Consider the following 12,637-nt stretch of genomic DNA (forward strand, 5'->3'; position numbering starts at 1 on the left):
CGTCCTGCCGGAGGCGTTGACGAAACCGCTTGCCCCTCCTACCTTCGACGCGTCGTACTTCGTACGTCATATATGAGACGCCATACGCCAGTTCGCCGCACGCGACACCGGGAGGCGCGCATGACCTCTGTGCCCACGCCGATCCCCTCCCGCACGCAGGTCGTGCTGGAAGGGATCAAACGCCGCATCCTCACAGGCCGGCTGACGCCCGGTCAGGCCCTGGTCGAGACCGAGCTCGCCGCGCTGTTCGGGGTCTCCAAGACCCCGGTGCGCGAGGCGCTGAAGACCCTGGCCGGCACCGGACTGGTGGTGATGAGCCAGTACAAGGGCGTGACGGTGCGCGAAGTGGACGCCGCCATGGCGCGCGAGGTCTACGACGTACGGCTGCTGCTGGAACCGGAGGCCCTCCGGCGCTCGGTGCGGCGCGGCGCGCCCCTGGACGCCGCCCGCGACGCGCTCGAGCGCGCCGACGAGGCCGCCGACACCGCCGAACGCTCCCTCGCCAACCGGGAGTTCCACCGAGCCCTGTACCTGCCCTGCGGCAACCCGCTGCTCGGCAGGATGCTCGACGAGCTCCGCGACCAGGCGGCGCTGGTCTCCACGGTCGCCTGGTCCGCCGACCCCTCCTGGGAGCGGGAGGCCGCCGAGCACCGCGGGATCCTGCGGCTCGCCGCGGAGGGGGACGCCGACGGCGCGGCCCGCGCCCTGCACGCCCACATCGCGTCCTTCGTACGGCGGGCCTTCCCGGAGGCCCCCGAAACCGCCGACGCTCTCGGAACCCCCGAGGTCCCCGCGGGCCCCGGAGCGCCCGATGTCTCCGCAGCCCCCGAAGTCCCCGTGCCGGGAGGGCGGGTATGACCAGCGCGACGTTCGAGACCCAGCGGGCGGCCCTGGCCGACGTGGTGGCGATCCCGGTGACCCCGTTCGGCGAGGACGGCGGCGTCGACCGGGAGACCCACCGGGCGCTGCTGCGCCGGCTGCTTGAGGGCGGCGTCACCACCCTCACCCCCAACGGCAACACCGGCGAGTTCTACGCCCTGACCCCCGAGGAACGGCGGCTGGTCACCGAGCTGACCGTCGAGGAGGCCGGCGACCGGGCGAGCGTCCTGGCCGGCGTCGGCCACGACCTGCCCACGGCGGTCGCCTCCGCCCGGCACGCCCGCGACCTGGGCGCCACGATGGTGATGGTCCACCAGCCCGTCCACCCCTACGTCTCCCAGGGCGGCTGGGTCGACTACCACCGCACCATCGCCGAGGCCGTGCCCGCCCTCGGCGTCGTGCCCTACATCCGCGACGCCCGGCTGCCCGGCGCCCGCCTCGCCGAACTCGCCGACTCCTGCCCCAACGTGATCGGCGTCAAGTACGCGGTCCCGGACGCGGCCCGCTTCGCCGCCTTCGCCCGGGACGCGGGCCTGGAGCGCTTCGTGTGGGTGGCCGGCCTCGCCGAGCCCTACGCCCCCTCCTACTTCTCCGCCGGCGCCACCGGCTTCACCTCCGGACTGGTCAACGTCGCCCCGTCCGTCTCCCGCGACATGATCGAGGCGCTGCGGGCCGGCGACTACCCGGCCGCGATGAAGGTGTGGGAGCGGATCCGCCGCTTCGAGGAGCTGCGCGCCGCCGACGGCTCCGCCGGCAACGTCACCGTGGTCAAGGAGGCCCTCGCCTCGCTCGGCCTGTGCCGCAGGGACGTACGCCCCCCGGGCAGGACGCTCCCGCCGGGCGAGCGCGCCCGGGTCGCCGCCATCGTGGCCGCGTGGCCGGCATGAGCGCCCCCGCGCACCGCAGGCGCCCCGAGGAGCTGCGCAGCCACCAGTGGTACGGCACCGACGGCCTGCGCTCCTTCAGCCACCGCGCCCGCACCCGTCAGCTCGGCTACCTGCCCGAGGAGCACCTGGGCAAGCCGGTCGTCGCGATCCTCAACACGTGGTCCGACATCAACCCCTGCCACGTCCACCTGCGCGGGCGCGCCCAGGCGGTCAAGCGCGGGGTGTGGCAGGCGGGCGGCTTCCCGCTGGAGTTCCCCGTCGCCACGCTCAGCGAGACCTTCCAGAAGCCCACCCCGATGCTGTACCGCAACATGCTCGCCATGGAGACCGAGGAGCTGCTGCGCTCCTACCCGGTCGACGGGGCGGTCCTGATGGGCGGCTGCGACAAGTCCACGCCCGCGCTGCTCATGGGCGCGGCCAGCGTCGGCCTGCCCACCGTGTTCGTGCCCGCCGGTCCCATGCTGCCGGGCCACTGGCGGGGCGAGGTGCTCGGCTCCGGCACCGACATGTGGAAGTACTGGGACGACCGGCGGGCCGGTCTCATCGGCGACTGCGAGATGGCCGGCCTGGAGAGCGGACTGGCCCGCTCGCCGGGCCACTGCATGACCATGGGCACCGCCTCCACCCTGACCGCCGCCGCCGAGGTGCTCGGCGTCACCGTGCCGGGCGCCTCCAGCATCCCGGCCGTGGACTCCGGGCACGAGCGGATGGCGGCGAAGGCCGGGACGACGGCCGTCGAACTGGTCCACCGGGACCGCAGGCTGTCGGGCATCCTCACCCGCGAGGCCTTCGAGGACGCGGTCACCACCGTCCTCGGCCTCGGCGGCTCCACCAACGCCGTGATCCACCTGATCGCCATGGCGGGCCGCGCGGGCGTGCGGCTCACTCTCGACGACTTCGACCGGATCGCCCGCACGGTCCCGGTCCTCGCCAACGTCCGCCCCGGCGGCCGGAAGTACCTCATGGAGGACTTCCACTTCGCCGGTGGCCTGCCCGGCTTCCTCTCCCGCATCCCCGACCTGCTCCACCTGGACCGCCCGACCGTCGCGCACGACACCCTGCGCGAGCAGATCGCGGGCGCCCGTGTGCACGACGACGACGTGATCCGCCCGCGTGACAACCCGGTCGCGGCCGAGGGCGGGGTCGCCGTGCTGCGCGGCAACCTGTGCCCGGACGGCGCCGTCATCAAGCACATCGCCGCCGAGCCGCGCCTGCTTCGGCACACCGGCCCGGCGGTCGTCTTCGACGACTACCGGACCATGCAGCGCACCATCGACGACCCCGCGCTCGGCATCACCGCCGACAGCGTGCTCGTGCTGCGCAACGCCGGCCCCAAGGGCGGCCCGGGCATGCCCGAGTACGGCATGCTGCCCATCCCGGACCACCTGCTCAGGCAGGGTGTGCGCGACATGGTGCGGATCTCCGACGCGCGCATGAGCGGCACCAGTTACGGCGCGTGTGTGCTGCACGTGGCGCCCGAGTCGTACGTCGGCGGGCCGCTCGCGCTGGTGCGCACCGGCGACCCGGTCACCCTCGACGTGCCGGCGCGCACCCTCCGGCTCGACGTGGACGACGAGGAACTGGCGCGGCGCCGGGCCGAGTGGACCCCGCCGCCCGTGCGCTACGAGCGCGGCTACGGCGCGCTGTACACCGACCAGATCACCCAGGCCGACACCGGCTGCGACTTCGAGTTCCTGTCCCGCCCCGGCAACGTCCCCGACCCGTACACGGGCTGACCCCGGCCCGTCCCGGATGGCACGCCTGAGGCACCGCTGGGCCTCACGGGAGGTCTTGCCCTCGGCGACTCCGCGGGCGACGTACGTCTTCGTGGCCGGGTCCCGTCCAGCGAGCGCGCAGCCGATGGGCCTTCTGGCGGCAGGCGTCGCCGCAGTACCGGCGGGGACGCCCGGTTGCCGCGGCCGGCAGAGGGCTGCCGCACACAGGGCAGAAGCCCTCGCGGGTTTCGTTACGGATTGACGCGACGTGCACTCCCGCGACTACGCCAACCCCCTTGGCAGCGCTGTCGCGTTCGGCAACCTCGACCGCCTGCTCCAGGCTGCCCGGCAGTCCACCGCCGACTGAGGCATCAAGGCCGAAGCCTCTTCGTACCGGGAGATCCGCGTCGCCCAGCGCGTCCTGGCCATGGCCACCGCGATCTGGAGGTGAGGTGGGTCAAAGGCGGTCATGGAGCGCCCAAGGGGGGAAATCCGCTGTTCGGGTGGGTTGTGTATCGATCGGGTAACTCCCCTCGCGCGAGGGTGTGTGATGCGCGTAGACAGTGCGTGACCTGGTGCATCAACCAACCCATCTGACGCGGAGATTTCATGCGGAAGTCCCTCGGAGCGGCGGCTCTCGTTGCCAGTTGCGCTCTCGCCGGCGGTGCGCTCTACGGCGCCGGTGCCGCCGGAGCCGGGCAGTCGACGGCCAACTCCACCCGCGAGCCGTACAACATCGGGCTCCTGGTGAAGGACATCGACACCTACTACGGCACCGCGCCCGACGCCAACGGCGTCTACCAGGCGTCCCCGGACAGCCCGTACGCCAAGGACCTGGCGCGCATCGACGCCGACGCCAAGCGGTACATCGACAAGGCCGCCCGCAAGGCGCACCACCGGGGCGAGAAGCCGGCCGTCGTCTTCGACATCGACGACACCCTGCTGCTCAGCCTCGACTACGAGAAGCGCTACAACTACACCTACAACTCGGCCAGCTGGGCCGCCTACGTCAACCGCGCCGACCGGCCGGAGGTCTTCGGCAGCCCCGAGCTCGTGCGGTACGCGGCGAGCAAGGGCGTCGAGGTGTTCTACAACTCGGGCCTGAGCGAGGCCCAGCGCACCGCCGCCGTGGACAACCTCAAGAAGGTCGGCGCCGACGTCAACCTCGACGCCGCCCACATGTTCCTCAAGGACGCGGCCAACCCGCCCGCCTACCTGGCCGACTGCGCCACCCCGGGCGCCTGGAAGTGCACCACCGTCCAGTACAAGTCCGGCACCCGCAAGCACATCGAGGACCTCGGGTACGACATCGTCGCCAACTTCGGCGACCAGTACTCCGACCTCGACGGCGGCCACGCCGACCGCACGTACAAGCTGCCCAACCCGACGTACTTCGTCAGCTAGCGCGCGCCGTCCGCACGCCTTCGCCAACGCCCCCGTCCGGCCCTCACGCCCGGGCGGGGGCGTTCGCGCCGATGCCGAGTGACGGCGATTCCGTAACACGGGCTCAACCTGAAACCGGTCCGCCGGGGGAACAATCCAGCCAGCATCCGCGCACCGATCACTCAGGCACCCCGAGGAGTCCAGGCATGTCGGACACGCAGAAGGCGGTCGGCCGGCCAAGTGCCGCGCCGCAGGCAGCGGGCGGCGTAGACCGCTTCTTCAGAATCACCGAACGCGGCTCCACCCTCGGCCGGGAGATACGCGGCGGTCTCGCCACGTTCTTCACCATGGCCTACATCCTCGTCCTGAACCCGATCATCCTGGGGAGTGCCAAGGACAAGTTCGGCCACCAGCTGGACACCGGCCAACTGGTCACCGCCACCGCCCTGGTGGCCTGTGTCATGACGCTCATCATGGGCGTCGGCGGCAACCTGCCGCTCGCCATCGCCGCCGGCCTCGGCCTCAACGCCGTCGTCGCCTTCCAGATCGCCCCGCTGATGAGCTGGGCGGACGCGATGGGCCTGGTGGTGATCGAGGGCGTCCTGATCTGTGTGCTGGTGCTCACCGGACTGCGCGAGGCGATCATGAACGCCATCCCGCAGCAGCTCAAGCAGGCCATCGGCGTCGGCATCGGCCTGTTCATCGCCTTCATCGGCTTCGTCGACGCCGGCTTCGTCAGCCGCATCCCGGACGCCGCCGGCACCACCGTGCCCGTGCAGCTCGGCGCCGTGGGCCGGCTGACCGGCTGGCCCGTGCTGGTCTTCTGCCTCGGGGTGCTGCTGACCATCGCGCTGCTGGCGCGGAAGGTGAAGGGCGCGATCCTGATCAGCATCGTCACGATGACGGTGGTCGCGATCGTCGTCAACGCCGTCGCCGACGTGAAGAGCTGGGGCCTGACCACGCCCAAGGTCCCCGACAAGGCCGTGGCCGCCCCCGACTTCGGGCTGGTGGGTCACTTCAGCCTGTTCGGCGGCTTCGGCAAGGCCGGCGCGCTCACCGTGGTCCTGCTGGTCTTCACCCTCATCCTGTCGGACTTCTTCGACGCCATGGGCACCATCGTCGGCATCAGCGCCGAGGCCGGACTGCTCGACGAGCGGGGCCAGGTGCCCGGCATCGGGCGGGTGCTGTTCATCGACGGCGCCGCCGCGATCGCGGGCGGCGTCGGCTCCGCCTCCTCCAACACCGCCTACATCGAGTCCGCCGCGGGCGTCGGCGAGGGCGCCCGCACCGGCTTCGCCAACCTGGTCACCGGCGGCCTGTTCGGCCTGGCGCTCTTCCTCACCCCGCTGCTGACCATCGTCCCGCTCCAGGCCGCCGCGCCCGCGCTGATCGCGGTGGGCTTCCTGATGATGACCCACGTCAAGCACATCGACTGGGACCGCTACGAGATCGCCATCCCGGCCTTCCTCACCATCGCCGCGATGCCGTTCACGTACTCCATCACCGACGGCATCGGCGCCGGCTTCCTGTCGTACGTCGTCATCAAGGCGGTGCTCGGCAAGGCCCGCGAGGTCAACTGGCTGCTGTGGGGCGTCTCGGCGCTGTTCCTCGTCTACTTCGCGATCGACCCGGTGGAGCAGGTGCTCGGCGTGAAGTGACCTGCCGGCCCCACCGGGTCCGGGCTCAGTTCTTCAGCGCGGCCCGCATCACCGCCTTGGCCACCGGCGCGGCCAGCCCGTTGCCGCTGACCTCGGAGCGGGCCGCGTCGGACTGTTCCACGAGCACCGCGACCGCCACCTGCTTGCCGGTCGAGTCGGAGGTGCCGTAGGAGGTGAACCAGGCGTAGGGCACCTGGCTGTTGTTCTCGCCGTGCTGGGCGGTGCCCGTCTTGCCGCCCACGGTCACCCCGGACAGGCGGGCGTTGGTGCCCGTGCCCTGCTCGACGACCGTCCGCATCGCCGACCGCAGCTGGGCGGCGGTGGAGGAGCTGACGATCCGCTTGCTGCCGGGGTGGTCGTCGTAGTTCTCCAGCACGTTGCCGCCGCCGTCGGTGGTCCGCGACACCATGTGCGGGGAGACCAGCTCGCCGCCGTGGGCGATGGCCGCCGACACCATCGCCATCTGCAGCGGGGTGGCGGTGACGTCGAACTGCCCGATGCCGGTCAGCCCGGTCTGCGCCTTGTCCATGTCCTTGGGGTAGACGCTCGTGTACGCCCGCACGGGCACGTCCTGCGAGCGGTCGTCGAAGCCGAAGCGCTCCGCCATCGCCCGCACCTTGTCCTGGCCGAGGTCGACGGCCATCTTGGCGAAGACGTTGTTGCAGGAGTACTGCAGGGCGGTGCGGATCGTGGCGTTCTTGCAGGGCGCGTTCGGGTTCTCGTTGGACAGGTCGCGGGTGGTGCCCGGCAGGCGGTACGGGTCCGGGCTGTCGGTCTTCGCGTCCACCGACGGGTACAGCCCGTCCTCCAGCGCGGCCGCCGCCACGACCAGCTTGAACGTCGAACCCGGCGGCAGCGGCTGGCGCAGCGCGCGGTTGGTCATGGGCTTGTCGGGGTCCTCGGTCAGCCGCTGCCAGGCGCTCTTGCCGCCCGTGCTGAGCACGCCCGGGTCGTAGGAGGGCGTGGAGACGACCGCGAGGATCCTGCCGGTGGCCGGGTCGATGGCGACGGCCGCGCCCTTCTTGCCGCCGAGCGCGTCGTAGGCCGCCTTCTGCACGTCCGGGTCGATCGTGGTGATCACGTCGCCCGGGGTGGCGCGCTTGCCGGTGATGGTGTCGAGCGGGTTCCTCAGCCGGCTGTCGGTGCCGTCCAGGAGGTCCTGGTAGACGCCCTCCAGTTGGGTCGCCCCGTACACCTGGGAGCTGTAGCCCGTCACCGCGGCGTACAGCTCGCCCTTCTTGTACGTGCGCTTGTACTTGAGGTCGCCGCTGGTGGTCTGCGCGGATCCGGTGACCGCGCTGCCGCCCACGACGATGTTCCCCAGCGGCTGCGAGTACGTCTCGATCGCCTTGCGCCGGTTGGCCTTGTCGTCCGCGAGGGCCTTGCCGTCGTAGAACTGCACCCAGGTCGCCCTGACCAGCAGAGCGAACACGAGCAGCAGCGTGAAGACGGATGCCCGCCTGATCGTCTTGTTCATCCCGCACAGAGGGACGAACGAACGGGAGGGAATCGTTCCCTTCCGCCCCGGTTTCTCATCGGACGTTCATGCGAGGGCGAGGGCGAGGGCGAGGGCGACGGCGAGGGCGACGGCGAGGACGGGGACGTCCCGGTCGCGCGGCTCAGTCGCGCAGCGTCAGGACCACCTCGTCGATCTCCTCGCCGCGCGCCTCGGCGAACCCCCGGGCCGTGGCGGTCCGCCGGAAGCCGCACTTGCCCAGCACCCGCAGCGAGCCCGCGTTGTCCGCCGCCGCGCGGGCGTACAGCGGGCGCTCGGGGACCTCGGCCAGCAGCGCGGCGAGCGCGGCCGTGGCGATGCCCCGGCCCCAGTAGGCGCGGTCGATCCAATAGGTGACCTCGCGCTCGCCCGGCTCGCCGTACACCGCGGCGGTGCCGACCACGTCACCGTCCGCCAGGATCGTGCGGGGCACGTCCGAGGAGGCGCGGATCTTCCGCCAGTGCGCGTCGAAGGCGTCGCGGTCGGCCGGGTCCTTCGGGGTGAAGGCCGCCATCCGCAGCGCCTCCGGGTCGTTCATCTGCCGGAAGAACACCGGCAGATCGCTGTCGTGGACCTCGCGGAGCACGACGTTCATGTCTCACAGCCTCCGGGTGGCGAGGGTCAGGCGGTCACGTGCGTCGAAGAGGGCGTCCTTGACCGTCTGCTCGTGCGCCGGCGTCAGCCTGGCGACCGGGATCGAGCAGCTGATCGCGTCCCGCGCCGGGGTGCGGTACGGGATCGCCACGCCGAAGCAGCGCAGGCCCAGGGTGTTCTCCTCGCGGTCCACCGCGTACCCCTGCTCGCGGATCTGGTGCAGTTCCGCGATCAGCTTCTCGCGGTCGGTGATGGTGTGCTCGGTCAGCGCGGGCAGGGTCTCCGGGAGCATCTTGCGGACCTGCTCGTCGGAGTACGTGCTCAGCAGCGCCTTGCCCAGGGAGGTGGAGTGGGCGGGCAGGCGGCGGCCGACGCGGGTGAAGGGGCGCAGGTAGTGCTGCGACTGCCGGGTGGCGAGGTAGACGACGTTGGTGCCGTCCAGGCGCGCGAGGTGGATCGTCTCGGTGGTGTCGTCGGAGAGGCGGTCCAGGGTCGGCCGGGCCGCCGCGACGACCTCGTCGCCGTCGATGTAGGAGGTGCCCACCAGCAGCGCCCGCACCCCGATGCCGTACCGGGTGCCGGTCGCGTCGGTCTCCACCCAGCCGAGCTCGACCAGGGTGCGCAGCAGCATGTACAGGCTGGACTTGGGATAGCCGACGGCCTCCTGGACCGCGGCCAGGGAGTGCATACCGGGCCGGCCGGCGAAGTACTCGAGCAATTCCACGGTCCGCACCGCGGACTTGACCTGCGCCCCGCCGCCTGTATCGGCTGCCGACATCGCCCTTGACCCCTTCGTTGGACGAGAACTTCGGAGATATAGTCTCGGACACCATATTCATCATCAGAGACAGCGTTCAGTATATCGAACACCCCTGAGGATGACGTACGTACTGCGGCAAGACATGTGGAGGGACCCGCGGTGGCAGCAGCACCAGTCTGGAGTGTCGATCCCCGTACCGGGAAGCAGCGGGAACAGGTTGCGGTGGAGGCCACAGCCCAAGAGGTGGACGCCGCCGTCCGGGCCGCCCACGCGGCGCGCGGCGCGCTGGCCGACCGCGCCGTGCGGGCGGCCTTCCTGCGCACCGCCGCGGACCGTCTGGAGGCCGCCCGGGACCAGCTCGTCGAGGCCGCCGACGCCGAGACCGCGCTCGGTCCGGTCCGGCTCACCGGGGAACTGGCCCGGACCTGCTACCAGCTGCGGGCCTTCGCGGACATCGTCGACGAGGGCGCCTTCCTCGACGTGATCATCGACCACCCCGACGACACCGCCACCCCGCCGGTCCCGGACCTGCGCCGCTACAAGGTGCCGCTCGGCGTCGTCGCCGTGTACTCCGCCTCCAACTTCCCCTTCGCCTTCTCGGTCGCCGGCGGCGACACCGCGAGCGCGCTGGGCGCGGGGTGCCCGGTCGTCGTCAAGGCCCACCCGGACCACCCGGCGCTGTCCGAACTGGTCGCGCGGGTGCTGCGGGACGCGGCGGACGAGCACGGCATACCTCGTGGCGTCGTCGGTCTGGTGCACGGCTTCGAGGCGGGCCTCGAACTCATCAGGCACCCGCTGGTCGCCGCGGCCGGGTTCACCGGCTCGGTGCGCGGCGGGCGGGCGCTGTTCGACGCGGCGGCCGCGCGGCCCGTGCCGATCCCCTTCCACGGCGAGCTGGGATCGCTCAACCCGGTCCTGGTGACCGAGGCGGCCGCGGCCGAGCGGGCCGAGGCCATCGGGGCCGGGCTCGCCGGGTCGGTGACCCTGGGTGTCGGGCAGTTCTGCGTCAAGCCCGGCCTCGTCCTGGCGCCGGCGGGCGCGGCGGGCGACCGGCTGGTCAAGTCACTGACGGACGCGGTCGGCGACACCCGCCCCGGTGTGCTGCTCGACCACCGGATGCGGGACAACTTCGTCGCCGGGGTCGCCGAGCGCGCCGGCCTGGAGGACGTCGAGTCGCCGGTCACCCCGGGCGCGGACGGCGAACACACCGTGAGCGCGGGCTTCCTCATGGTCCCGGCGCGCCGGCTGGCGGCCGAGGGCGCCCACGACCTGCTCCTTGAGGAGTGCTTCGGGCCGGTGACGGTGGTGGCGCGCTACGAGGACGAGAGCGAGGCGACCGCCGTACTGTCCCGGCTGCCGGGCAACCTCAGCGCGACCGTGCACCTGTCCGACGCCGAGGCGGCCGGCGAGGGGCGCGGCGCGGAACTGCTCGCCGAACTGACCCCGCTCGCCGGGCGCGTGCTCGTCAACGCCTGGCCGACGGGCGTGGCGGTCGCCCCCGCCCAGCACCACGGGGGCCCCTACCCGGCCACCACCTCCACGTCCACGTCGGTGGGCGGTACGGCGATCGAACGCTGGATGCGCCCGGTCGCTTACCAGAACACCCCCGAGGCCCTCCTCCCGCCGGAGCTGCGCGACGACAACCCCCTCGGGCTGCCCCGCCGGTTCGACGGCCGCCTGGAACGCTGAGATCCCGGGGGCCCCGACGGGTCCGGGTGCGGCGGCTGGGAGACTGCGGGCATGGACGTGGAGCTGCCCGAACTTCCCTTCGCCCTTCGCACCTACGGCCCTGACGGGCACTGGGAGCACGAGGACGGCATGCTGTCCGGATGGGCCGGTCCCCGGCAGGACCGGTTCGTGCCGCCCGCCGGCGAGGCGCTGGACCCGGCCTCCGACGCGCCCCGCCTGCTCGGGGCGCCGGAGGGCGACTTCCAGCTGATCGCCCGGGTGACGGTCGGCTTCAGCGCCTCCTTCGACGCCGGCGCGCTCTACGTCCACGTCGGCGAGCGGGCGTGGGCCAAGCTCTGCCTGGAGTACTCCCCGGACGTGCCCACCGTCTGCACGGTGGTCACCCGGGGCCACTCCGACGACGCGAACTCCTTCACGGTGGAAGGCAGTTCGGTGTGGCTGCGGGTGAGCCGCACCGGGCGTGCCTTCGCCTTCCACGCCTCCCGCGACGGCAGCCACTGGACCTTCGTCCGCCTGTTCACCCTCGGCACCGAGAAGGAGACGGGCGCGGCCCTCGTCGGCTTCATGACCCAGTCCCCCCTGGGCGAGGGCTGCGTGGTCACCTACGACCACATCGAATACCGCCCCACCTGGCCGGCAGACCTGCGCGACGGCAGCTGAGGAACCGGGGCTGTGCTCCGGTGATCCGCACCCCGCTGCCCGCCGAGGCGGAGGCCGACGCGGACCTGTGTCTGCGGTACGCCCCGGGTGGGGAATGAAGCGGGCTGGTTGAAGGTTCACGGACTTGGTGGAGGGGTGCCTCCGCCCGAGTCGTGTGAACTGGAGTGAACGAGAAGATGCGCGTCGAGATCTGGTCGGACATCGCATGCCCCTGGTGCTACGTCGGGAAGGCGCGCTTCGAGAAGGCCCTGGCCGGGTTCGAGCACCGGGACCGGGTCGAGGTGGTGCACCGGTCCTTCGAGCTGGACCCGCACCGGGCCAAGGGCGACGCGCAGCCCGTGATCACCATGCTCACCGCCAAGTACGGCATGAGCGAGGCGCAGGCGCAGGCCGGTGAGGACAACCTGGGCCGGCAGGCCGCCGCCGAGGGCCTCGCCTACCGCACCCGGGGCCGCGACCACGGCAACACCTTCGACATGCACCGCCTGCTGCACCTCGCCAAGGAGCACGGCAGGCAGAGCGAGCTGCTGGACGCGTTCTACGCGGCGAACTTCGCCGAGGAGCGGTCCGTCTTCACCGAGGGCGACGAACGCCTCGTCGAACTGGCCGTCGCCGCGGGCCTGGACGCCGACGCGGTACGCGCGGTGCTCGCCGACCCCGACGCCTACGCCGCCGAGGTCCGCGCCGACGAGCAGGAGGCCGCACAGCTCGGCGCCACCGGCGTGCCCTTCTTCGTCCTGGACCGCACCTACGGCGTCTCCGGGGCCCAGCCCGCCGAGGTCTTCTCCCGCGCCCTCGCCCAGGCCTGGGGTCAGCGCCCGTCCCTCACCCTGGTCCAGGACGCCGACGGCGACGCGGACGCCTGCGGACCGGACGGATGCGCGGTGCCCCGGACGTGACCAGCGGTGCGGCGCCGC

11 protein-coding genes are annotated in these 12,637 nt (G+C 72.1%); 8 read left to right on the forward strand and 3 right to left on the reverse strand.

Features of this window, described 5'->3' with window-relative positions; genetic code table 11:
• Positions 1-120: 120 nt before the first annotated feature.
• The 5 genes from IE217_RS02365 (at position 121) to IE217_RS02385 (ending at position 6,522) form a co-directional block, all read left to right on the forward strand.
• Entirely contained in the window at positions 121-858 is a 738-nt protein-coding gene (locus IE217_RS02365) for a GntR family transcriptional regulator (RefSeq protein WP_229864973.1), read from the forward strand.
• A complete protein-coding gene (locus IE217_RS02370; RefSeq protein ID WP_190175974.1) occupies positions 855-1,766 on the forward strand; it encodes a dihydrodipicolinate synthase family protein in 912 nt (303 codons plus the stop codon). Before IE217_RS02365 ends, IE217_RS02370 begins: the two co-directional genes overlap by 4 nt.
• On the forward strand, positions 1,763-3,502 hold the full coding sequence (araD, locus tag IE217_RS02375; protein WP_190176093.1) for an L-arabinonate dehydratase: 1,740 nt from the start codon (positions 1,763-1,765) through the stop codon (positions 3,500-3,502). The genes IE217_RS02370 and araD overlap by 4 nt, the downstream gene beginning before the upstream one ends.
• Before the next feature lie 588 nt (positions 3,503-4,090).
• Entirely contained in the window at positions 4,091-4,885 is a 795-nt protein-coding gene (locus tag IE217_RS02380) for an HAD family acid phosphatase (RefSeq protein WP_190175975.1), read from the forward strand.
• Between the two features lie 185 nt (positions 4,886-5,070).
• Positions 5,071-6,522 carry an NCS2 family permease gene (locus IE217_RS02385; protein ID WP_190175976.1) on the forward strand — a complete coding sequence of 484 codons (1,452 nt, stop codon included), beginning with the start codon at positions 5,071-5,073 and terminating at the stop codon, positions 6,520-6,522.
• A gap of 25 nt (positions 6,523-6,547) precedes the next feature.
• Here IE217_RS02385 and IE217_RS02390 read toward each other — a convergent pair whose 3' ends face one another.
• The 3 genes from IE217_RS02390 to IE217_RS02400 all read right to left on the reverse strand — a co-directional run bounded on the left by IE217_RS02390 (position 6,548) and on the right by IE217_RS02400 (position 9,389).
• A complete protein-coding gene (locus IE217_RS02390) occupies positions 6,548-7,999 on the reverse strand; it encodes a peptidoglycan D,D-transpeptidase FtsI family protein (protein WP_190175977.1) in 1,452 nt (483 codons plus the stop codon).
• A 142-nt stretch (positions 8,000-8,141) separates the two neighbouring features.
• A complete protein-coding gene (locus tag IE217_RS02395; protein ID WP_190175978.1) occupies positions 8,142-8,612 on the reverse strand; it encodes a GNAT family N-acetyltransferase in 471 nt (156 codons plus the stop codon).
• A 3-nt stretch (positions 8,613-8,615) separates the two neighbouring features.
• The gene (locus IE217_RS02400; protein ID WP_190175979.1) at positions 8,616-9,389 is read right to left on the reverse strand and encodes an IclR family transcriptional regulator; all 774 of its coding nucleotides are present in this window, start codon (positions 9,387-9,389) and stop codon (positions 8,616-8,618) included.
• Between the two features lie 141 nt (positions 9,390-9,530).
• On the opposite strand from IE217_RS02400, the gene IE217_RS02405 reads away from it, so the two are divergent.
• The 3 genes from IE217_RS02405 (at position 9,531) to IE217_RS02415 (ending at position 12,619) form a co-directional block, all read left to right on the forward strand.
• Positions 9,531-11,060, forward strand: coding sequence for an aldehyde dehydrogenase (NADP(+)) (locus tag IE217_RS02405; protein ID WP_190175980.1), 1,530 nt, complete (start codon positions 9,531-9,533; stop codon positions 11,058-11,060).
• A 51-nt stretch (positions 11,061-11,111) separates the two neighbouring features.
• Positions 11,112-11,720 (forward strand): DUF1349 domain-containing protein, encoded by a 609-nt coding sequence (locus IE217_RS02410; protein ID WP_190175981.1) that lies wholly within the window; start codon positions 11,112-11,114, stop codon positions 11,718-11,720.
• A 176-nt stretch (positions 11,721-11,896) separates the two neighbouring features.
• Positions 11,897-12,619, forward strand: coding sequence for a DsbA family oxidoreductase (locus IE217_RS02415; protein ID WP_190175982.1), 723 nt, complete (start codon positions 11,897-11,899; stop codon positions 12,617-12,619).
• Positions 12,620-12,637: the final 18 nt, after the last annotated feature.

The organism is Streptomyces naganishii JCM 4654 (genome assembly GCF_014650575.1).
Classification (GTDB): domain Bacteria; phylum Actinomycetota; class Actinomycetes; order Streptomycetales; family Streptomycetaceae; genus Streptomyces; species Streptomyces naganishii.